This is a genomic window from Desulfosporosinus youngiae DSM 17734 (genome assembly GCF_000244895.1).
Taxonomy (GTDB): domain Bacteria; phylum Bacillota; class Desulfitobacteriia; order Desulfitobacteriales; family Desulfitobacteriaceae; genus Desulfosporosinus; species Desulfosporosinus youngiae.
This window is the reverse complement of sequence record NZ_CM001441.1, coordinates 4,354,057-4,376,957: the sequence shown is the minus strand read 5'-3', so window position 1 is coordinate 4,376,957 and position 22,901 is coordinate 4,354,057. Positions and strand designations below refer to the sequence as shown.

The following is a 22,901-nucleotide window of genomic DNA, read 5'->3' as shown; positions in this document are numbered from 1 at the left end:
ACAACAAATGAGGATGAACCAATGGAATTACTTAAGGTAGATATTAAACACGCCGGTTATTCTGACAACAGGGATGTCATTAAAAATGTGGCCTTATCTGTAAAATCAGGAGAGCTTGTAGGACTGATCGGCCCTAACGGAGCTGGGAAAAGCACCACGATTAAGGCGATCATAGGGTTGTTGCCAGTGATGGATGGCAAAGTGGAATTTGCCGGGAAGAGAAAAAGCTATGCTTATATCCCAGAACAGCCCGTACTGTATGAAGGGTTAACACTCTGGGAGCATTTAGAACTAGCTGCTGCTGCCTATGAAATTCAGCGAAACGTATTTGTACCTAGAGCTGAGGAGCTTCTTAAACTCTTCCACCTAACTGAAGTCAAGCACCATCTGCCGGGTACCTTTTCTAAAGGCATGCAGCAAAAGGTCATGCTTATTGTGGCTTTTCTACTAGAACCATGGGTTTTTGTGGTGGATGAGCCTTTTATGGGCCTGGACCCTAGGGGGATGGGGGACTTCCTGGCTTATTTAAACCAGGCCAGAGCTAAAGGAGCAGGGGTCTTGATGTGTACGCATATACTGGATACTGCGGAACGAATCTGTAGTTCTTTTGTATTGATGAACGCTGGGACAGTAGTAACCCGAGGAGACCTTAAGGAAATCAGGAAACAATGCCGGTTACCCGAGGGTTCCCTGGGGGAATGCTTTGAGAAACTCTTGGAGAATAGATAATGATTACTGTGGCAGGACTATTCTTTCAACGAATTGTTTCAGACTGGAAATATCAGTATCAAGTATGGAGAAGCGCCGTTGATTGGATTGTAGCGCTTTATATTGTCATCCCTTTTTCTGCGGGCTTCATGTATTATTATCTTTCCTGGTGGAGGGCGGTTCCTTGGTGGCTGGACTATATTCCCCTCAATGCTCTATCGGGTATTATTCTCCTATTTGCTTGGTTAGGTACAATTCGTATTTTTGTGGAAGACGCGGATCAACTTTTTCTGTTACAGCGTAAAGTATGGATCGGACGGATTATTAAGTATAGTTTAGGCTATTCCGTTATCTATAACCTTGGGGCAACCACGTTATTGATGATTATCCTGGCACCATTTTTATTATTGCATTACGGTTTTTCTCTGATAGGTGTTGTCTGGCTAACCGTTTTCATCTTTGTCCTTAAGAATTGCATGAGTCTTATAAAACAACTTCTCGAACTTCGTTTCAAAGGTTGGGCTAAACGCATTGTGAGACTGGTTATTTTTTTAACAACCAGTGTGTATGTAAGTCAATGTGTCGATCTTTTATTGAGTGGCAAGGGCCTGTTTTATCTCTTAATTTTAGTACTCTTAATCCTTTTAAGCACGCTCTTATACAAACGAGCAAATCTGAGAGGGACATTCTTTGACGATGTAGCGAGGGAGCAAACTGCGAAGCTCAGACTAGCCAGGTACATGCTGCAGAGTGCGGGAACCTATGTGAAAAGGCCCAGATTCTCCAGAAAACGCCCCTTGTTATTCAGAAACTCTAACTTGATCTTTAAAGAACGCACCCCTGTGAATGGGTTGGTGGAAATGTGTCTTAAATCTGAGCTGCGTAACGAGAAAGATGTTATGGTTTACCTCAGAATGATGGGGTTAAGTAGTTTGGCTATCTTGGTCTTTCCCCCGGACTACGGATGGCTTCTCTGTTTTGTCTTTTCAATAATGATAACCAACGTTGTTGGGTTGTTTTGGCAAGAGGCAATTAAGAACCCTTTTGTTTGTTTATTTCCTTGGAGTGCAGAGACGAAGATTGCAGCAATGAAGAAAGCCATATTTCGAATGGCCCTGCCTGGGCAACTTATCCTGGGTGTTGTGGTGGTAGCGAAGACACACTCCTGGTTGGGTGGGCTGGTGATGGTGCCTATCGCAGTTCTGACAAGCTATTATATTGCCATAAGACAGAAACACTAGGGATCATCAAGTGAAGTAGGTGAAGGTGGGGTGATAACCGTCTATAAATTTAGCAACTTAACAGATGAATACTTTAATGTTTGCACCCTTTAGCTTTTCTGATATTCTTTATATTTTTCCATGATGAGAATAACGCCATTAGCACCATCCCCATATTTTTTAACGTTTTCGTAAATAACCTTTTGTATGAGGCATTTTTTCGACCGCTTATAAATGTAGCAGCATGTGACATTTTACTCTTGACAATGAAGTCAGATCAGTATATTTTAAAAGAGAACGGAGGTTCATTTATGCAATACCTCAAAGATGAAATTAAAAACAATATCATTAGTGCAGCCCTCGATGAATTTGAGGAAAAAGGATTTAATGATGCATCCATCAGAACCATAGCTAAAAATGCCGGCATAGCTACAGGGAATCTTTATCGTTACTTTACGGGCAAAGAAGAGTTGTTCAAGCATATTATGAATCCTGTTTTCGAACGCTTCAGTGGTCTCATTTTCAGTGAGTTTAAAGCCGATGCCAATGATCTGCCTGCTTTGACAGATGTGGTTGACACGATCATGAGCTTTTATGACCAATGCAGCAGGGAATTGATGATCCTGCTGGACAAAAGCGAAGGTTCAGTCTACCAGAATTTAAAAGAAGATTTAATTGTTCTGATCGAAAAGCGGGTAAAAGAAGAGGTTGTGCATAAGTTGAAGGCTGAAGGAATTATCATTGCCGACGAATTTGTTTTTCATGTGATGGCTTCGATGTACATGGAGGGAATTCTGAGAATCTTAAGGCAAGCTAAAGGGGATGACGGCAGAATCAGGAAGCTGATCAGCCAGATGCTGGCTTTAAACATGAATAACTTCGTGGTCATGAAGGAAGCTCCTGAGTTCAAACTATAAGTCCACAGGTGTTAAGCCTAAATTTAACCATAAAACACGAAGTCTTTTTTTAAAACCTAATAATGAACAAAGGTTCGCTATTTGACGAACAAAGGAGCAGAAAAGAGATGAAGAAACTTTTAGCGAAGGTAAACACGAAAAAAGCAGTTTCCTATCTGGCAATTGTCCTGGTACTGGCCATGGGAGGCTTTTTGCTCCATAATACGGGCTCCTGGGCAGCAATGCAGAATAATCCGCAGGTGACCTCTGACAGCAAAGTCTCGGTAGAGGTTCGGAAAGCAGAAACCATGACCATCCGGCCGTTCATGTCCTATGACGCCACGCTTTTGTCAGGAGAAGAAGGTGTGGTTGGGGCAGATGTGCCGGGAAAAGTGGTCCAGATCCTGTTTAGTGAAGGGGATATAGTGAAAAAAGGGACATCTTTGATTGTCCTGGACAGCCAGGATATGAACGACCAGCTGAAAGGAGCTCAGGCCCAGTTGGCTGCGGTGCAGGCTACATTACCTAAGGCTGAAGCCAATGTGCAAATCTCCCAGCGCAATTTCAATAATGCTAAAGCTCTTTATGAAGCCGGCGCCGTATCTGCCAACGATTTAAGCGATGCCGAAACCGGGCTTAAGGTGGCTCAAGCCGACCTGGCTGCTTTGCAGGCTAATATCAGCGCGGCTCAGAGCGGGATCGACCGTCTGGAACATAATATGGCTAATCTGGTGATCAAAGCCCCGATGGACGGTGTTGTGGAAGATAAAAATGTAGCTATCGGCCAATATGCAGGCCCTGGAGCGCCCCTGGCCATGATTAAGGACACATCAACCATTCAGGCGGTTATTAAAATAGCCCAGGAGGATGCGGTAAAAATCCAGGCCGGCCAAAAGGCGCAAGTAAGAGTCAGTGGTGATACCCAGGTTTATGAAGGCACTGTGAGTTATGTGAGCACAACGGCCAGCATGGCTTCCCGGACATTTACAGCAAAAGTGGAAGTGCCGAATCCGGGCAAGCGGTTGAAGCCCGGCAGTTATGCCAATGTGAATCTGGTCTCCGGCACGGAAGTTTCGGCACTGACTATCCCGCTGCGGTCCGTTGCAGGAAGTAAAGGCAGCTACTATGTTTTCACGGCAGAAAACGGAGTGGCCCGCCGTACTGCGGTGACCCTTGGTGCCACCTACAACGATAGGATCGAAGTCCAATCCGGTCTTACCGATGGTGCTGATGTAATCTGCACCAATATCAACTCGCTTCAGGACGGTGATCAGATTTCAATAGCTGAACCATTAACTGAACAAACATCGGAAGCAGCCGCAGAGCAGGGGGAATAGAGATGTTTTTGACCGACTTAAGCTTGAAACGTCCCGTTTTCACCGTGGTGATCATTATCGCTCTGTTGGTGACTGGAGCAGCCTCCTTTCTCGGACTTCCCATCAATGATTTGACCGAAGTGGATACGCCGGTGGTTTCCGTTACCGTGATTCAGGCGGGAGTTGCACCGGACCAGATCGAAAGCAAAGTGACCCGTAAAGTGGAAGACACGGTGGGGCAGATTTCCGGGGTGGATCATATCAACTCTATCGTCAGGGACAGCGTTTCTGTGACGGTGGTGCAGTTTGAGCTGGAAAAATCAGCCGATGAGGCGGTTCAGGAAGTGCGGGATAAACTGGGAGCCGTGCGCGGTGAGCTGCCCCGGGATATCCAGGAGCCGATCATTGCTAAATACGATATGACCGCTCAGCCTATTATCTCCCTGACGGTAACCGGTTCAGTAGGGGACCGGCAGCTGTCGGAACTTGTGGACCAGACCATCACCAAGCAACTAAGCACTGTCAAGGGTGTGGGGTCTGTCAATGTCTACGGGGAACAGCAGCGGGAGATTCAGATCCTGCTGGATAAGGAAAAAATGAATGCTTTCGGCGTCACGGCTGCGGAGGTAGCCAACAGCCTGGGCTCAGATAATTTGGACATTCCGGCCGGTAAAGTCTCCGACGGCAGCCAGGAGATTTCCCTGCAAACCACAGCCAGTGTTAAAACCGTAGAGGATTTCGGCAAGATTCTGGTGGGTAAACGGGGCACGGATGAGATTCATGTCAGCGATATCGCCCAAGTGGTGGATGGCAGCAAAGAGATGGACAGCATCTCTCTTTATAATGGACAAAGGGCCATCGGTATTGATGTGGTCAAGCAATCGGGAGCTAATACGGTGGAAGTCGCTGAGGTCATCAAGCAGGAGATTGAAACTATCAGTCAAAGTCTGCCTGTGGGCGTTACCATCGACGTTGTCAGGGACAACTCCGTGATGATTCACGAACAGGTCAGTAATATGGAAAAAACCCTTTTGGAAGGCTGCGTAATCGCGGTTGTTATCATCTTCCTGTTCCTGGGTAATGCCGCCAGCACCATCATCAGTGCTCTGGCACTGCCCACTTCGATTATTGCTACTTTTATCATCATGAAGCTGATGGGGTTCACTCTCAATCTGGTGACCCTGGTGGCTCTGTCCCTGTCCATTGGACTATTAGTGGACGATTCTATCGTTGTTATTGAAAATATCGTCCGTCAGATGAAACTGGGCAAAACACCCTTTCAGGCGGCGAAAGAGGCCACTGCGGAAATCGGTCTGGCCGTTTTGGCCACAACCCTGACCATTGTCGCAGTATTCATGCCCGTGGCGATGATGAAAGGTATTATTGCCAGCTATATGCGGGAATTCGGACTCACCGTATCCTTCAGCGTCCTGATCTCTCTGTTCGTCTCCTTTACCTTGGTCCCTATGCTTGCTGCCAAGTATTTGAAGGGCGAAGAAGAGCAGGGGGCGAAGAATCCGGGGCTGCTGGGACGGTTTTTAGAGTGGTTTGACCAATTATTTGAAAAGCTGGGCAGAGGGTATGCCAAGTTCTTAGACCTGGTCTTGAATCACAGACTGATGGTGGTTGTCGTAGCCGGGGGACTGTTGGCTCTGAGTGTGGCCATTATGCCGCTGCTGGGAACGACCTTTATCCCTGCGGAGGACAAAGGGCAGATCACGATTACGGCAGCTCTGGATGCCGGGGTGTCTCTGGATAAAGCCGGCTTCACCGCTCAAGCCATGGAGCAGGCAGTGAGGGAATACCCGGAGGTGCAATATACTTATTCCGTGGTGGAAGCGGATAAAATATCCATGTTTGTCCAAGTCCCCAATACGGAGAATCGTCAGGAACCCATCGAAGATATTGTGGACGGGATGAGGAGCAGTCTCCTGAAAATACCCGGTATCGAGGTTTCTTTGAGCGGCAACAGCTCGATTGCCAGTATGGGAGGTGCTTCCGGTAAGGATTTTGAATACCATATCACCGGTAACGATTTTGAGAGTCTCCAGCAGTATGCCCAGACTCTGAAGCAAGTGGTCAGGAATTTGCCCGGTGCTGCAGATGTGAGCTTAAGCTATCGGGCAGGCAACCCGGAAGCCCATCTCCAGGTGGACCGGGATAAAGCAGAAGACCTGGGGGTCAGCCCGGCTTTGGCGGGAACCACTCTGCGGATTTTATACAACGGCGCAACGGTCGGGCAGTATGAGAGCGGTGGTGACCGTTATGATGTGACGGTAAAGCTGAACTCTGAGGAAAGCAAAAATCTTAGCAGCTTTGAGGGAATTTATGTTCCCAGCGACAATGTGGAATATAATAACCCTATTCTGGTACCTCTGACTCAGGTGACTAATCAGGAATTTACAACTTCAGCGGCCATGATCAATCGTTACGACAAAGAACGTGAGATTCAGGTTACCGCCAATGTCATTGGTACCTCCAGCGGGGACTTTGAAAAGGCGTTTAAGGCAGAGGTTGAGAACATCGGAATTCCGGAGGGCATCAGTCTGACTGCCGGCGGAACCAATTCCATGATGACCGATGCTTCCGGCGGAATGGTCCTGGCCATGATATTGGGCGCTTTGTTCATCTTCCTGATTCTGGCCGCTCAATACGAAAGCTTTGTCGATCCGTTATCCATCCTCTTTTCTCTGCCCCTGGCCATTATTGGCGCTGTCCTTGGTTTGATGGCCGGGCAGAAGGAGCTCAGCTTTGCTGCGATGATTGGCATTGTCCTGCTTTTAGGATTGGTCACCAAAAACGCCATTCTGCTGGTGGACTTTACCCGGCAGCGCCGAGGGGAAGGTCTGGGACGCCGGGAAGCGATTCTGGAGGCAGCTGCCATCCGGCTGAGGCCGATCATGATGACTACCCTGGCCATGATCGTCAGTATGATTCCGGTAATCACCGAAGGAGGGGCCGGAGCTTCCTTCCGTTCTCCTATGGCCTATGCGGTGATCGGCGGTTTGATTTCCTCCACGCTTTTGACCCTGGTAGTCGTTCCGGTGCTCTATACGTTCTTTGATGATGTAAGGAGTAAGCTTATGCCCCGCAGGAAGCATGTCTCAACCCGGGAACTTTCTGCTTAATAATTATTGCAATGTAAAAATAATATAGTAGAATCATCACTTAAAAACAAAAAATCCCAGACATTTCAGCCTGGGATTTTTTATTTTTGATATTTAAAATTGGTTCCGAATGGAAACAGACTCAGGAGGCTCCTCCGAAGAGTTGTCTTGAATTTGCTGGCTTTTAAGTCATTATTAGAATGTCCTTTCGAGCGGCTCAGTGATCAGGTCTCGGATTTTGCTCGGATTAATGGGGACATACCTAATGATACGCCAGAAATGCTGGAAACCATAGATAGGCTCTTAGCGGTACCATGTTTTTTATCTTAACTCACTCCATTACTTTAAAAGGTGTTTTGCTATCACTGTATAAATGACACCGCCAATAACAAGAACTATTGCCCAAAAAACAATGACTACAGCTAATCTGATACTAAGGGGTAATGCCGTTAGCATAGTTTTATGTGAGGTGACTGTTTGGACTATATGAATAATTGCGGCAATTACGATAGCTACAACGCCAACAAATGCAATACGGTTTAACATAAGTTTTGTCAAAAAATCCCTCCTTAATTTTCACTAAGTTTACTGCAATCTTTCCTTAATACATGGTTATTTCTTCAGCTTCGTATTCCAAAGCCAATACAGCATCCTCAATTTCAGACAGGTCCATAGTTTCGCGGCCTGTGGAGTCAACAACTTTTAAAAATGGATTATTGGCCGCCGTTATTGTCAGCTGCCAGTTATCGATGGGAGAATGCTCGCCGTTCCCGAACACCCGCCTGCTCAAATCATTGGCTGTCCCTGGTTTTAAACTTCCCTGCTCGTCAAACTCCCGGTTAGTCGCAGTTCTAAGTCCCGGCAGGGTTAGTTCCGCTGCCGTCGGATCATAGCATTGCGTACCTGAAAAGTGGACAGCCAGATTTCGGATGGCTATACACAGCAGCTCGCATTCCCGGTCTTTGGGCAGGGTCAGGAAGCAGGAGGCAGTTCCGCCGGCGCGCAGTGAGCCTGATTTTACAGAAAGGGTGGCTTGAACTCCTGACGGAAGGCCGGAATTGATCACCAATTGAAACTGGTCAGATGATATCTCTGGTATTGCTTTGGCGGTAAAGGTCAGCGCCGGTGTCAGGGGCGAACTCAGATCTTCATCCCCGGATACGGACACTTTGGCAGTATATTCATACAGCTGCCCGGAGACTACGGCCCGAAGGGTTACCACATAAGCGCCTGCTTTGGTATAACAGTGTTCCTGACTATAGAGCGGATATGCCGCGCCATCAGCATTCGTTGGCTGCCATCCGGAATGATCCCCAAAGTCCCACATTACCTGAGTAACCTGTTGGTTGAAAACCACGGTGGCGCGTAGAGTCAGCCTCGCCGTTTCGAAACTAAACCTCGGCAGCAAGGATAAAACATCAAGGTTCCCGGTGCGGGAGTCGAATTTGATGCGCAAGCGCTGGACGGAGAGCAGGCGGCCAAATTGAGGACGGTCACTGGAAGGCAGCAGGGATAAACCGATGTTGCGCAGACGGCCGGCTTGAAGACCGGTAGGGATAAACCGTTTATTAACAGACCAGGTCATGGTGCCGCTGTTCTGTAAGTGGTAATAACCGTCCGGGAAGTATTGATGCCCGGACAACAGCAAAGTTTGGGTTGAGCGGCTGGGAATGCAGGCCTGGACGCGGTTTTTTAATTCTTCGCTGAAATATCCGCTGAAGTGGAATACCAGAACAATGTCGGCCAGGGTTGTCGGATCGACACGGTTTTCCCGCATTGACATATCCAGGCGCCATGCCGAAGCTGCTCCGAGGCCCTCGAAGGCAGTTTGCTGGTTATTGGAGAAAAAGGAGTCTCCGGCAGTTTGATCTTGCGGGGTGACGCCGGTGTAAATTTCCGTCTGGGGTGAAGCTGCCCGCACCTTTACCGGCCAATCCTGATCCAGTGCAGTATCACTTGCGGCTGTCCAGCTGGGCATATCAGTTTTATTAAAGGGATCCTCCGGTGCTGTTTTGTCTGAGCGCACACGGATGCTGCTGGCCCCCAGATGGGTCAGGTTAACACTGAAACGCGTGGGGTCCATTAAGGCGACGGGATGGATATCCACAGAGGAGACCCGCAGGTTGAACAATCCTGGGAAGCGCTGTTCCAGGGGCAGCAAGGTTAAATGCAGCACGCACCAGCCATTGTTCCGCAGCTGCTGCAAGGCATCCGGGAAATCCCGCGCTAATGAGACAGTGTAGCGGACCAGTCTCCGTCTCTCAATTTCACCGGTGATAAGCTCCTGTTCCAGATAATTAAGGTCACGCAAGAGGAAATCGCCGGACAGAAAGTCCCCGGTTTCCTGCAGATCATAATCGAAGCGGATCACGTCTACCCTGCGATTGCTTTCAAACTCAAAGGCTTGCTCCGCCAGGAAGGCCAATTCGACTCCGTATTTAAGGTAGGTTTCGGCTACCCCTTTAATTTCGCTGGCCAGCCTGTACCAAAGCTCGGAGGTGAAGGTGCGGTTTTTCATAAATTCTACGGTTTGCAAAGCATACTCATGGCGCATCAAGGCGACCACGCGCTGAAGGGCGGCGACGTCTACGGAAGCGGCTGCAGCGGCTTCCTGAGCCTGGGTTACCTTAACAGACTCGGCAGCTTCTCTGGCCGCTAGAATAAGGTTTTTCTTTTCCAGCTCCCGCTGCTGGTTTTGCATCTCCAGGCTGATATCCTGCATGCTGTACTGGTCGTAAGCCTGCCAGCTCCCAATGCCTACCCCTGCCACTGCACCGACAATCGCCCCAATCCAGCCGCCCATGGAAAATCCGGATTGCATGCCTTGCAGGGAACTCGTGACGACATTAGAAATCGAGCTGCTGAGGGCATGCCCCATGTACTCTTCGGTTAAGCGGTCCATTTCTTCGTCAAAACTAAGATAATTGGAGTAGCGGGTCTTGGCATTCTGGGCCATTAGTTTGGCCAACTGAGTCGATGCCTGAGCCGCTGCGAACTGCAGGTTAGATTGTTTCAGCCTCGATGTCTCCAGGTCTACATTAGCCAGCTCTATTATCGCATTCTGTCCAATGGTTTTCTCCTGGGCCTCTTCCTTTTCGGCAGTGGAGAGGAAAGTTAAATACAGATTCTGAACCTGACTGGCATGCCCGGCAAAATAGCGGGCCCGCTCCAGTAAATATTGAAAGCGCCAGGGCGATACATAATCATCCCGATAGCCCAGCCAGTTCAGTCCGCTGTCAAGCTGGTGCAGGCGTGCCTGGGCCTGAGCAATGAGGGCATAAATCTGGGGATTGGACTCTCTGGGCAGGAGACCGTCCATATCAAAGCGGATCAGCCGGTCATAGGGTGTGTGGCGGCCTTTGCTGATTCCGAGCAGATTAGAGTTAAAGGAAACCAGGCCGGGAATCCGGGGATCATGACCGAGCTGCTGCAGGGCTTGTTGGTTCTTGGTCAGATCATTTCCCGGGATCAGGGCCGGGTAATTTATTTGCCGGGCCATCTGGACGACATGGGCATCCAAGGCCGCTGAGCGCAGATCCGCGATGGTTTTTTTAAGTTTGTCTCTCGCAGCCCGGACATTAACCATGTAATCTCTGTACCCTGTTTGATAAAAGGTATCAATGACGCCTTGGTAGGTTCTCCCTGCCTTAAGCCCCTGGTAACGCAACTGTCCTGTAGCCGGATCTTTATCCGGCGAGGGATCATTTTCCCTGGCTTTGTATTGGAATTCGGCTTTTAAGAGCAGAATACGGGCTTTTAGCATGGTCGCAAAAGGAACCTCGATAAATTCGCTCATAATCCGGTGCTTGTCGTGATACTGCAGGGCCAGTTTGATACTGGACAAAGGCCCGCTCCTGACTCCCAGTCCCGGAGCTTCGTCACTATCCTCAAAACGCCTGCGGGCCAGGCCGCATTCCGCAATTGCCATGGGGAGAAAATTGAAAAGCATGACAGCCAGAGGGCCGTCAACTTTCTCAACCCATTTTCCCTGCCAGCCGATGGTTTTGAGCATATCCAAGTTGCTTCCGTAAGCGTCCCAGCCTTCGGGACTACGGTGCGGCCGAACCCAATCCAGGTTATAGAGCTCCTGAAGACTTAGGGCACGGTTGCGGTCGCGAATATAAGTGATCAGCCATTTATTTGATTCATACTTAGTGCCGTCTCTTTCCCAGGTCTGGTTGTAATGCAGCAGCTTGGCCGGATCTGCCGTAGCATAGTAGGCCGTAAAATACCCGGTAATTTTATCAGATGCCTCCAGGTAATAATTCGTGGCCTGAATATAGTTTTTTCTGGCAAAGGCTTGATTGGCTGTATTCCAGAGGCGATGGCAGTCGAGAGTCATAATAATCCGTTCGATCAATAAATCGGCGGCGGCTTCGGACTGGGCGATCGTTTTCTTGTCCGAGGGGCTCATTTTCAACAGTTCCAGCTTGCGCTGTTCGATAATATCGTTGGTTATTAAGCTGTTGAGCCTATGATCGCGGTATGTATAAAAATTGCAGGGGTATCTGTCCCAGGCTTTGCCGGCTTTTGCCTCCAAAGCCCGGCGTATAGGTATGACCCGGTAATGGTTCCATAATTTCGGGTTGGCCAGCAGGCGGCGCACGGCATCGTAATCCCGGACCATGAGATAATATTTGGCCAGCAAGCTGCGCAAACCGGCGGTATCGATCTTATGGACGATAACCTCTTCCAAATAGTTCCTGAGGGCGGGGGTATTCCCTTCGATCATATACTTGGCCACGGCCAGCAGGCCGTAAGCTTGGGATGAAGGTTTAAGAATGGCTTGTTCATAATGATCAATAGCTTGGAGGGCATAACTCCGGCACTGAAACCACTCATTGTCTTTAGCAAAACACAAAGCCATATCCAGGGTGGCCTCGGCCCTGCTTTTGTCTGCGGCAGTCACTGCTGCTCCGAAGGCACCGCCGCTGCCGCCGCCTTGGCCTCCCAGTTTGTAGGTACTGATGGCCGTTTCGTATTCCTCCAGCCAGCGGCGGATGGCATCCCGCTCCTGCCGCAGCACGTCAGGGTGGGTGGCAGGCTCTCCCTTGGGAAGAGTCCTGCGCCGGGGCCGGGCCTTGAGAAGATCGTATAATTCCTGGGTCGTCATTTGAGGGGGCATAAACATCAACCTCCGTTATAATTTGACATAACTTCCTTTTTTTGATATAATATTAACGAGTTCTAGTTTTTGCGCGCAAGCACTGGACGTTTAACATAGGGCTCTATGACCACGCTTCTCTCCTTGCTCCCGGTTCAAGCCGGGGTAAGTTTGAGAAGCTTTTAATTTCTTTTATCCACTCTGTCTCTGTGTCTATCACACCCGCCGGCAGGCGGGTGCGACTATTTTATATAGAAGAATCAGGTTAGTGAGAATTGGCAGCCGGTGCGAAGGGGTCACGCCTTAATCGTAAAAACGGCTTTCCATTTTCCTTACTTTGACTTAAGCTAAACGAATCCGCCGTAAAACCTGCCCCTTTTTTCTCATAGACCCAACCAAGTGAAGTTCCAGGTGCCGCATCATAATCTAATCGCCCGGCGCTAATTTCAGTTCTTCCGTAAAAAGTTGTTCCTTCAACTCCTACAGCTTTAACTCCAAGTTCTCTGGTAAACTTCTCTGCATATAACCATGAATTGCAGGTTGCAAAAACTGCTTCCGCATTAGCTGAAAATTTGGAGGCATCAAATTTATCCGGCTGCGGAAAGCCATAATTTCCATAATCAAACAAGGGATAAGCCTCGATACCATGTCCAAAATAATATAGGCTTTTAATATTTGAATAATTGTTGATAGTTTCCGCTACATCATTTCCCGGAACCTTCTTTAATTCGTAGGTGATCCCAGGCTTATCGGCTATATTGAATCGGTCCTGGAATTTTTTGGCATAAGAGTCCAGATCCGTTACAAGTTCCTCGCTCATGTCTTCCGGGACCATTATGATGATATGGTCTCCGTGCTGCACACGCCGGTCAAACATTTCCACCGTTTGTTTGTTCAGAAGTGTATCGGTCCGCTTGGTAAAACTTTTGGTACTGCGGTGCGCGTGTTCCTCCCCAGGGGCCGCATCTTTCCCGACAAGGATCATATGAGTCGCCGGGGGAGGCGGACTCTCGGCCGCAGTTTCACTTTCCCAGCCTGTTGGATCAATTAAACGAAGAGGGTTATTTCTTACATAGCTATAGAGATTAAGCCCATCCGACATTCCCAGCGGATCGCAGCTTACCCATCTGCCCAGCCAGGGCGCGTAATACCTTGCACCATGATAATATAATCCGCTCTCCTCATCACGCTCCTTGCCGGTAAACCTGTAACGCTTGCGGGCAAAACTGCCAAAGCTGGTCTCCCCGTAAGGGTAATATTCCTCCCGGTTGATAAAGCCATTGACCGAGCTGTCTTTACCGCCGACCACAACACTGCTGCTGCCCAGGTGGTCGCCCAATTGGTATTTCACCACTATTTCCGGCGCCCCATCATCCGGAAAGGCGGGACCAATGCGCACCATGGCAATACGGTTCAGGTTGTCCATGACGTGCAGTGTGTTATTCTCCTTAAGTTCATTGCCTTTTACAAGGCGGCGGTACTCAAATAGGCCATCGATATACACCGTGACTTCGTAGTCTCCGCCTTGCTTTTGCACGATCTTTTTCACCCGCTGCCCGCCGGCATCGTAAAGGTACTGGACCTTGAGGGAGGCAATATCTGAGCCGCTGGGCTGACAGAAGAAGGTGGTCAGCCGGTTGCTGTGGTCCCAGCCAAAATGACGTTCAGTATTCTCAGCCGTCAGGTTGCCGTTGGGGTCATATTGACAGGTATATGGATTAGTCCCGTTTTTTACCGAGATGAGGCGGTTGCTGCCCTCCGGATGAGTAAATATCCGCTTAAAACTATGTTCTGTCCCTGCCTCATGGCTCAGTTCAAGCATGTTTCCTGCGGGATCATAGGAGTAGCGCTGTTTGTAGCCCCGGGTTAAGGTGGGATCAGTGCTGTGTGCTCCGTCTTCCCAGGGTTTTGGCAGGGGAGTTGTGTCTTGTTCCCGGCCGGTGGCCGAAATCAGGCGATAAAGGTTGTCATAGATAAATTGACGGTCCAGTGCGTCTGCTTTGCCCACGCCGCATTCCGGTGTGCGATCCCGGATGGCTAGGATATTACCGGTCAGATCATACCCGTAAGCAAAATCCTGCAGTGGTGTGCCCGTGGGGTGATACTCCCAGCCGCCCGGCGAAACTGCTGCATAGCACTCGGTTCTCATCCGTTCCAGGCGGGAGTTCAGCGGGTGGTAAGCATAGCGGGTCATCAGCTTATTGCCATAGGCGATGAAGGTACGCTGCCCTTTAGCATTATAGGCAATATGCTCAACGTAGGTTTGGTCATCCACTTGTACACGTTCTAAGTTTCCGGCCCGGTTATAGTGCGGGCGCAGCACTTTACGGGAAGGGTATTCCGCCGAACCTGATACATCCTCCGGAAAGTGCAGGGTCTTTATCCGGCTCAGGGCGTCAAAGGTCAGAGAAGTCCTGTAGGGGGTAGGGTCCAGCAGGTTAAGGGTATGGTCGTCAAAGGACACTCCGGACGGTGGTTCCCAATCCACCCGGTATACCTTAATTCCGGTGTCCGGGGCAGGGGCGGCAAAAACCCTCAGTATCCGGTCGTCTTTGATAACCTGCCGGGTTTTTTCCAGAATAGTTCCTTTGAAGTCGTATTTGTCAACCGTAAGCAAGCCCGCTTCCTCATAATGCCGGTACAAACGGCCCAGCCGGTTCAGGGCCCGGTGAGCGGTGCGCTCTCCCGCGGGCTGGAGAGGATCACTTCCATCTCCGTATTCCAGCCGTTCACGAAGAGTAAGAGGAGTGTCGGACTTGTCCCGCGCCCAAAGTCTCAGAGGCCGGTGCAGTGCATCATAGGTTCTCAGCTGGATGGCACCTTTGCTGTCCCGCTGCTCCACGGGATTGCCGGCGGCGTCCATAATCGTAAGCCGGGTGCCGGCATCCATGCTTTCCACGCGCAGGAGCCGTTTGGCCAGGTCATACTCATGTTTAAAGGCAACCCGCCCCAGGGCATCAATAGCCGTCAGCAGGTTACCCTGGATATCATAGGCAAAGCCCGTGATGTATTGCTCTGCCGGTTTTACCGGTTCACCTGGTTTGGGGCGGGAACGAATCCATTCCCTGGCTGTGATTGTCCTGCCCAAGGCGTCCATTATAGTGCTCCCGGGCGTGTTCCAGTGATGTTCGTACTCTGTCGCCTGGGAATCGGCCGCCGGTGTGCGGCCTGCATTATCATTAGCATCGTAGATATAAATTTCCCAGGGTGAAGGAGCATAGTGCGCCGGGTCGGCTAAGTCGAAGGGTATGCCGTGCACTGCCAGCCGTTCGGAAGTGTCCGGATTAATGGTTCGGAACACCCGGCCGAGAGGGTCATAATTCATGGTTATTTTCTGACCGCAGTCATTGTTCCGGGGGGAGCTATAATCCCAGCCTGTGGAGTAAAAAGGCTCGTATTGCTCGACCACCTGGCCCTTGTTGTCGTATACTTGCCAGTCGCTGACGACGACATTAGGATTCAGAGCATCAATGTTTGTTCGGCCGGCGATATCTTTTAGGGTGCCGGCCTGATCATTTTGGTTTTCCGGGAGAATCTGATCCCCCCCGCCGAAGACCCCATGACCGAAGCGGATGGTTTCGTCCTGAGTACGGGTCTGCAGCAGTCTGCCGAAGCCGTCTGAGTACTCAACGGTTTCTATTGTCTCCTCCCGTTCGGGTACAGGAACATCGATTTCCGTATCGTGATACAGCCGGCGCAGTGTGCGGACATTAACCGGCTGCCTGGTTTCCGCGTAGGCCAGAAAATTATAGCTAATTTTCACACTTGGCTGCTGTTGATCACCTTCATCATGCCCGCCTTTAACCCATAGACTGTCTAAAAATCCCAGGGGAGTATAGGCAAAGCTGGTGCGGTTGCCGTTGGGATCGGTCAGCTCCCGGGGTTGCAGGACACGGTAGTCATAATCCACCAGGGTCATTAAGCCCACAGGGTCTGTGACTTTTTCCGGTAATAGCCGGTAGTTGTCCGGTGTGATGAAGGTGATATGCCCGAGGGCATCCTGGGCTGCGATCACAATGCCCCGTCTGGGAAGCTCAGTGTCCCCTGAACTGCTCTCCTGAAAATCATACTTCCGGCATTTTGTATTGCAATAATAACCATCCTGGCAGCCGCCGTCAGATTGCCGTTCCAGACGATAGCCGAGGCTCAGGCCAAAATCTGCAGGAGCCCCTTCCGGCAGGGAAGCGCTGCCTCCCAGATAGGAGGGACAGTCATGACCATATGAGGCAGTGAGCACATCCTTCGTAAAGACCAGGGATTCGCTGCGGACCAGGGCCCCATAGGGGCCGACGACGCCTGCCCGGCGGCCTGTAAAGGCTTGGCTGTCGTCCCCGTCGTAGTGATTGATGATATGGGCGATCAGCCGGATTCCGGCGGGAAGTCCCTGCCCGGCCTGCCCCTGATCCGGCAGAGCCTGGAATTCTTTGTACAGGGCTTGGGCCGCCGCTGCCTGGTCCTTAAGCACTAAGCTGATTTCTGATGAATCGGATTCTCTTACCTGCGGGGGATTCACCAGTTCGAAGGTTCTCTGCTGGGCAATCCGGTCGCCGATGTACAGACCCGGATCAGGCAGGGCGTAGTCCGTGCGGGTGTGAGTGGCCAGAATCCGGGTTTCATTCAGCTCTCGGCCGTTGGCTGTCGGCTGCCTTTTAGCGGATCGTCTGGGCAGGGCGATGGAAGTCTGCTGCCGCGGCTGTCCGTAATCGTCATAGTCATTGGTAAACCGGCAGCGGGTCAGGGGATCGTCGCCGCGCTCCCATTGGGTTGTGCGCTGGCCAAGGGGGTAGGAAAAGAACACTCTCAAGCCAGGGTTATCATTCCGGCTTAAGGACTCTTCCTCACGGACGCCGTAAAGATATTCAGTAACTGTGTATGGGCGGTCCTGGCAGGCAGTGTTGTCCAAAGCGTACAGTTCAGTCCTCAGGACGCTGCCCCGGAGTGCTCTCAGGGCATCACGCCGGGCTTGGCGGGGCAGATCATTGGGGAAATCCGCACCCGGGCGTTCTAACATTTGGGCATCAACCGGCCAGAATTCCCGGCTGTAGTCTGCCTCACCCCATTGGAGCTTGTCGCCGAGCGGTCCTTGGTGAAACCATGTCCTGCTGAGAGTCGGAGGTGCATAATGCGGTTGCGGCGTGTCCCTAAATGTTTCAGTATCGTATTGCTCGACCATGCCGAAACCGCAAAACTCGCGTTCTGCCCCGTCCCAGCAGCCGTGATGATATGCGTATTTTTTAATAAGTCTGCCTTTGGATAAGGCATCATATAGTTCAACTCGTTCAACCACCTGTACCGGGAAAGGCAGATGAGTTTGCCAGGGGATGCCCCCTTCCTGGTCGGCTATGGCAAACTTGGCTGAAGAGGCATAATTGACGCGGGTAACGGCCCCGATATTATTGTCCATTCCATTGAGAAGATAAGGCTTAACTCCGCCGGTCAGATCAAGATATTTATAATTAGCAGGGTTTTGCTGAGAATAATCATAGGTCCATAAAATCCCCGCAGTACCCGTGCCTTTCATATCCGCCACCCGTACTGCGTCCATATCGCTTACTGCCGGTGTGCCTTCAATTACGTACTCTTCACTCCAGGCATTGCCGCTTTGGTTGATCCAGCAGTGCACCCGGCCATAATTGATGTAGACCAGATCGGCATAGCCGTCGCCGTCAATATCCGTCAGGAAGAGCCGCCGGGGATCATAGCCGGGAGGCAGCTGGGGCGCGTTGCCCATGGTGATCCGGCGGCCCCAGCGTCCATAACCCAGGTTGGGCCAGTACTGGATAAGGCGGTCGTGAATTAAGACAATGTCCTGCAGACCGTCCCCGCCCAGGGAGGCCAACCGCACCCGCTGCTCGGGTGCCGAGAAATAGACGTCCGGGAACTCTTCCGGATCACGCCTGGGAACATACTGAACCTGGCTGTCCCATCCCTCAGACCCTTTATTGTAGTAAATCAGGAAATGGCTGTTACCTGTTTGCAGGACATCGATGACGCCGTCGCCGTTCATATCAACCAGCTTGACATCAGGGTCTTCAAGGTTGAAAGAGGGGGCTTGCTGATATCTCTTAAATGAGGCGGAGTCCCATTGAGCCTTAAACCTGGTAGGGTAGTATCCTGTTACCGGCCCACTGGAAACAAGCAAATCCGCCGTACCATTGCCTTCCATATCGGCGAACCGGACCCCCGGATCGGCCAGCGTGACCCTGGCCGGGGCCTGGTGCATCGGCCTCGGCCGGTCAAACCGGCAATTCCCCAGGTTGCGCCAGTACCTGAAACCGGAGGGGGAGGTATGGACCACATCCGGAAGACCATAGCCGTGCAGATCGATAAGCTCGTATTCCGGCGCATTAAGCGCCCGTTCAGGGAGATGGGCGGCTGGGGCAGCGAAGGTCTCATAGTGCTTTTTTTCCGGTTCAAAGCCCGTATATTGGAACTCCAGGGCAGGCATGGACTCGGTTTCGTTAAGATTTCCGTAGCCGGTTAATGTGATTTTAGCTAACAGAGAAACCCGATTCCGAGGCAAAACCGCTTTCCGGGCTTCTGTTTCAGAGAGTTCATCAAGATACTGAAAACTGTAGGATTTGGTAAGCACACCCGCCGGCGGGCTATCTTGTTCATGCCGTTTAATCAGTATACGCCGGCAGCGGCGTAGGCAACGGATCTCAAAACCGGCGCGGAAGGAAGAAAAAGGGTCGGGCCGATAGGCCCATGGTTTGACGGGTGAGGGATTGGCGGCCAAATCTCCGGTCTGATCCGGATACTCGCCGTAATCAAAGGCAATGGAAAACAAAAAACCTTCTTCGCTGCCGGCTGTTAAGTAGTCCAGGTAGTCTATTTTGGCGAGAAACACCTGGTTATAGTTGTGGTTGGCTTCAAAGCTCTCCTGGGCCAGGTTGGCCTTATCTTCCTGTTTATAGGTATAAACAATGCGGCTGCCGAAGGGGTCCTCGGTTTCCGAAAGCAGCCATTGGAAAATGCGCTGGGGAGTGTCGGAACTTTGATCATACACCCGGCTGGACCTGGATTTGCCGTAAATACTCTTGAGACCGTCTTTACTTGTGACCTCCCATTGATTGATGTCCGCTGAGGTGGTATGGATAATGCGTGCGAAAAGCCCTTCTGTGCGCGGGCGATAATAACGTCTTTTGACTCCGGGGGCAGTTTCTTCCTTGATCAGGACCAGGTCTTCGGCCCCGGATAGGACAAAGGTATCCTGGCCCTGATACCTGGGTATCCCTTTGGAGGTCTTGCAGGAGACACTGGGTATATTAAGGTTCCACCCCAGGCCGAAGGGCCCGTTGGCATTTCCGGTGCTGTAGGTCAAAGTAAGCTGCGGCTGAAATCCGTTGCGTCCTGGGGGCAGTTCAATGGGAACACTGAAGTTGCCCGTGCCGGTATGGGGGTTGGGCTGAAATTTTTCTCCCAATCCTGAAAGGGCGCCGCCTCCTTTGGGCAGCGCAATAATTTGTTCGGCAACGCCTGACTTGTCTGGCATAGCAGTTCTCCTCTTAGTGTCTTAATAAGTCCCAAGATATGCGGTTTTTGACAGAATAGCTTATAATACCCCAAAAATGAGTCACAAAAAAATTGCCTAACGCGACTATCATTAAGTTCGGATGGCAATTCGCCTGAAGATTGTTGAGGAACTTCCTTATATTGGTGTTTGCTTATAAATTATAATAGCACTATTTTCCTGTCAATAGGACTTATGGGAAATTATAGGATTAGCTATAACGAAGCTAACTTAGTTTGAGTGATGGCTGAATTTTGTCCGAAGGATTACTTGGAACACAAGGTTTTGCTTCCAATAAGTCCTTATCACCTAGCAACAGGGTAAGTAATCCAGCTGTAATCCCCCATACAGAGCTGGTTATACTCATCGTTATGTTCGTAAGCATATCCTTGGGATACGCTTTAGGACATTTGCTCGTCCCAACTTTTATAAACAGCCCTCTAAAGATCCCAAAACTAACCAGACCACTCAATAAGCCTTTAATTAACGCATTCTTTTTAGTAACCTTTCCTGTGGATGTAATCAAATAAACGGTTGCTATTCCGCTCAGACTTCCCACAACAAAATCACATAATATTCCAAAGAGCGTTCCTTTTTTACTGAAAACTTTGTATGTAGGAATAAAAACGCTTGCGGCCAGGTCGCTGCACTTGCGGGTCGTTATATCAGCTTTAAATAACGTCAGGCATAATAGATTCTTAGGAATGTCAGCTAATAAACCCACCACTAGACCAAGGATTAACTTATCTTTGATTTTCTGCATTATTCTCCACCTTCTTTTTCAAAATCTGGTTATATCTTTACCATTTCTTAAAATACTACTAAGGTAAATATTTACTAAGAGTTGCTTTAGGGTGGGGGGTTGATTTAATACCCTTGCTTGAAAGGCGGGAATATTAATCAGAGAAAAGCAAGTAAAGAGAAGAGACCTGGAAAAGGATTTTTCCAAGTCTCTTTCTTAATTTACCCATTCCGGGCGGATTAGTTTTACTCCAAGTTCAATCGCTTGCTTAAAATATAATTCGTTATAGTGAAGTAAGCTGCACATAGAAGGACGGAGGAGATAATTCCATAGACCATCAACCCTTGAATCAGCGGCTGCCGGCTGATGAAATCACCGGCTGACACATGAATAGTGGGAAAATAGGTGCTTCCGTGGATCAGAGCGATGAGCGTATAAAAAATTTGAGAAAGAGTACTTAAGACAATGAAGGCACCGAAGGAGGCTAACAGTTTATGTCTGTTGAATAGATGTCCGATAGCAATTGACGCATAAACGATCAAAATACCCGAAGCTAAGGCTATTAAAAGGACTATGATCAGCTCGATCGATAAAAGGTATAGGGAAGCGCCTAAATAATTATACGCCTGGTGGTATAAGACTGAAAGTTCTGCGCTTATTTTCGTGAGGTCACCTTTTTGAAGAGCGATCATCAGGATTGAAATAAAGGCGGCGATTCCACTGATCACGATCCACATCATAGATACCAGAAGTTTACTGACGATGTGTTTCCAGGGCTTTACCGGCAAGGTAAGCATCAAATAGCCCTCATCGGAAAGCAGATTTTTATAAAAGCGCTGAATCATCATAATGAAAGTCATGACGAACATTCCGGCCATAATCATGATATAGATGACCATGATAATGAATGCGGGGGTATCCCATTGCTCCGGACCTACCGCGGAAAAGAATCGTGTGATTCCTGCAAACATCAACAGAGCAAGGAAGATCGGCAGAAATATTCTTCCTGTGGCTTTAATTTCATACTTTAAGAGCCTGCTTAACATTTGAACACCTCCCTGAATAAAACATCCACCGATTTACCTTTTTCCTCCCGGATAGCATCGACAGAAGAGGTTAATACGACTTGGCCCTGATTTATAAATACCACGTAATCCAAGACATTCTCAATATCTGAAATGAGGTGGGTTGAGATAATCACCGTAGCATTTTCATTGTAATTGCTGATAATGGTTTTAAGAATATAATCCCTTGCCGCCGGGTCTACTCCGCCGATAGGTTCATCCAAAAGATAAAGTTCTGCTTCGCGGCTCATGACAAGAATTAACTGCACTTTTTCCTTGGTTCCTTTGGACATGGTTTTTAGTTTATCATCAGGGTTAATATTAAGGCTTTTAAGCATATCGTAAGCTTTCTCCGGTTTAAAATCAGCATAGAAATCGGAGAAGAGCTCAATGATTTGGTGTACGTGCATCCAATCATTCAAATAGGTCTTTTCCGGCAGGTAGGATACAATCTTTTTAGTCTCGACACCGGGTTTCCTGCCTCCGATCAGAATTGTTCCGCTGGTGGGGGTCAGGAGTTCATTGGCAAGTTTGATGATGGTGCTTTTGCCGCTTCCGTTCGGCCCCAGAAGCCCTACGATTTGTCCGCGCTCAATTGTTAGATGAATGTCGGATACCGCTGTTTTCCTTCCGAACGTTTTAGTAAGACCGTTACATTCCAATATTGCGCTCATTTCTTCATCTCCTTTACCATGGTATCAATTAGGGTTAAGATTTCCGTTCGTTCAAAGCCCAGCAACTGCATTTTTTCCAGGAACTCTGAGATTTGCTCTTGAGCTAATTTGGTTTTTGCCTTTTCAATCATACTGGCATCCTCCGTTATCGATCGACCGCTGGTGCGGTGGGTAATAATTAAACCATCTTCCTCCAATTTCACCAGAGCCTTTTGCATGGTATTGGGATTGACGGCGGCATCTTGCGCCATATCCCGTACTGAAGGGAGTTTGGACCCCAGGGGATAAACCCCGGAAAAGATCATCAGCTTGATTTGTTCGATCAGCTGGGTGTAAATAGGTCTGTCAGATTTTAAGTCCCAAGGCATTTATATCACCTCTTTGTATTATTGTATTATGCACTTAATACAATAATACGTTCTTTTTGAATTATTGTCAAACATAAAAAGGGACCGTTCTTAGGCATTTAAGAAAAGGCTCCGGGCAAAGCTGGGGCAGGATCAGTGAAAACAGCCGCCATTCTGACGGCTTATGAATTTGGGGCTTTTTACAACCCT

At 49.5% G+C, this 22,901-nt stretch carries 12 protein-coding genes; 5 read left to right on the top strand and 7 right to left on the bottom strand.

Annotated features, from left to right (window positions below; genetic code table 11):
• The first annotated feature begins 21 nt into the window (after positions 1-21).
• The 5 genes from DESYODRAFT_RS20255 (at position 22) to DESYODRAFT_RS20235 (ending at position 7,268) form a co-directional block, all read left to right on the top strand.
• The gene (locus tag DESYODRAFT_RS20255; protein WP_007785947.1) at positions 22-729 is read left to right on the top strand and encodes an ABC transporter ATP-binding protein; all 708 of its coding nucleotides are present in this window, start codon (positions 22-24) and stop codon (positions 727-729) included.
• A complete protein-coding gene (locus DESYODRAFT_RS20250) occupies positions 729-1,949 on the top strand; it encodes an ABC transporter permease (RefSeq protein ID WP_007785945.1) in 1,221 nt (406 codons plus the stop codon). The genes DESYODRAFT_RS20255 and DESYODRAFT_RS20250 overlap by 1 nt, the downstream gene beginning before the upstream one ends.
• Positions 1,950-2,239: 290 nt before the next feature.
• Positions 2,240-2,845, top strand: coding sequence for a TetR/AcrR family transcriptional regulator (locus tag DESYODRAFT_RS20245; RefSeq protein ID WP_007785943.1), 606 nt, complete (start codon positions 2,240-2,242; stop codon positions 2,843-2,845).
• Positions 2,846-2,952: 107 nt separating this feature from the next.
• The gene (locus DESYODRAFT_RS20240) at positions 2,953-4,161 is read left to right on the top strand and encodes an efflux RND transporter periplasmic adaptor subunit (RefSeq protein ID WP_007785941.1); all 1,209 of its coding nucleotides are present in this window, start codon (positions 2,953-2,955) and stop codon (positions 4,159-4,161) included.
• Positions 4,162-4,163: 2 nt separating this feature from the next.
• Positions 4,164-7,268, top strand: a complete 3,105-nt coding sequence (locus DESYODRAFT_RS20235; RefSeq protein ID WP_007785940.1) for an efflux RND transporter permease subunit — start codon at positions 4,164-4,166, stop codon at positions 7,266-7,268.
• Between the two features lie 318 nt (positions 7,269-7,586).
• Here the strand turns inward: DESYODRAFT_RS20235 and DESYODRAFT_RS20230 are convergent, their stop codons facing one another.
• The 7 genes from DESYODRAFT_RS20230 to DESYODRAFT_RS20200 all read right to left on the bottom strand — a co-directional run bounded on the left by DESYODRAFT_RS20230 (position 7,587) and on the right by DESYODRAFT_RS20200 (position 22,712).
• Positions 7,587-7,805, bottom strand: coding sequence for a hypothetical protein (locus tag DESYODRAFT_RS20230; protein ID WP_007785939.1), 219 nt, complete (start codon positions 7,803-7,805; stop codon positions 7,587-7,589).
• 43 nt (positions 7,806-7,848) lie between these two features.
• The gene (locus DESYODRAFT_RS20225) at positions 7,849-12,372 is read right to left on the bottom strand and encodes a Tc toxin subunit A-related protein (protein ID WP_007785938.1); all 4,524 of its coding nucleotides are present in this window, start codon (positions 12,370-12,372) and stop codon (positions 7,849-7,851) included.
• Positions 12,373-12,616: 244 nt separating this feature from the next.
• Positions 12,617-19,846, bottom strand: coding sequence for a SpvB/TcaC N-terminal domain-containing protein (locus tag DESYODRAFT_RS20220; protein WP_007785937.1), 7,230 nt, complete (start codon positions 19,844-19,846; stop codon positions 12,617-12,619).
• Between the two features lie 244 nt (positions 19,847-20,090).
• Complete coding sequence (locus tag DESYODRAFT_RS20215) at positions 20,091-20,627, bottom strand: hypothetical protein (protein WP_007785936.1); 537 nt, start codon at positions 20,625-20,627, stop codon at positions 20,091-20,093.
• Between the two features lie 224 nt (positions 20,628-20,851).
• Positions 20,852-21,652 carry a hypothetical protein gene (locus DESYODRAFT_RS20210; protein ID WP_007785935.1) on the bottom strand — a complete coding sequence of 267 codons (801 nt, stop codon included), beginning with the start codon at positions 21,650-21,652 and terminating at the stop codon, positions 20,852-20,854.
• Positions 21,646-22,344, bottom strand: coding sequence for an ABC transporter ATP-binding protein (locus DESYODRAFT_RS20205; protein WP_007785934.1), 699 nt, complete (start codon positions 22,342-22,344; stop codon positions 21,646-21,648). The genes DESYODRAFT_RS20210 and DESYODRAFT_RS20205 overlap by 7 nt, the downstream gene beginning before the upstream one ends.
• The gene (locus DESYODRAFT_RS20200) at positions 22,341-22,712 is read right to left on the bottom strand and encodes a GntR family transcriptional regulator (protein ID WP_007785932.1); all 372 of its coding nucleotides are present in this window, start codon (positions 22,710-22,712) and stop codon (positions 22,341-22,343) included. The genes DESYODRAFT_RS20205 and DESYODRAFT_RS20200 overlap by 4 nt, the downstream gene beginning before the upstream one ends.
• Positions 22,713-22,901 lie beyond the last annotated feature (189 nt).

Coding starts and splice junctions, on each gene's coding strand:
- DESYODRAFT_RS20220 (WP_007785937.1), bottom strand. CDS start 19,846: ATGCCAGACAAGTCAGGCGTTGCCGAACAAATTATTGCGCTGCCCAAA.
- DESYODRAFT_RS20215 (WP_007785936.1), bottom strand. CDS start 20,627: ATGCAGAAAATCAAAGATAAGTTAATCCTTGGTCTAGTGGTGGGTTTA.
- DESYODRAFT_RS20225 (WP_007785938.1), bottom strand. CDS start 12,372: ATGCCCCCTCAAATGACGACCCAGGAATTATACGATCTTCTCAAGGCC.
- DESYODRAFT_RS20205 (WP_007785934.1), bottom strand. CDS start 22,344: ATGAGCGCAATATTGGAATGTAACGGTCTTACTAAAACGTTCGGAAGG.
- DESYODRAFT_RS20245 (WP_007785943.1), top strand. CDS start 2,240: ATGCAATACCTCAAAGATGAAATTAAAAACAATATCATTAGTGCAGCC.
- DESYODRAFT_RS20210 (WP_007785935.1), bottom strand. CDS start 21,652: ATGTTAAGCAGGCTCTTAAAGTATGAAATTAAAGCCACAGGAAGAATA.
- DESYODRAFT_RS20250 (WP_007785945.1), top strand. CDS start 729: ATGATTACTGTGGCAGGACTATTCTTTCAACGAATTGTTTCAGACTGG.
- DESYODRAFT_RS20200 (WP_007785932.1), bottom strand. CDS start 22,712: ATGCCTTGGGACTTAAAATCTGACAGACCTATTTACACCCAGCTGATC.
- DESYODRAFT_RS20255 (WP_007785947.1), top strand. CDS start 22: ATGGAATTACTTAAGGTAGATATTAAACACGCCGGTTATTCTGACAAC.
- DESYODRAFT_RS20240 (WP_007785941.1), top strand. CDS start 2,953: ATGAAGAAACTTTTAGCGAAGGTAAACACGAAAAAAGCAGTTTCCTAT.
- DESYODRAFT_RS20235 (WP_007785940.1), top strand. CDS start 4,164: ATGTTTTTGACCGACTTAAGCTTGAAACGTCCCGTTTTCACCGTGGTG.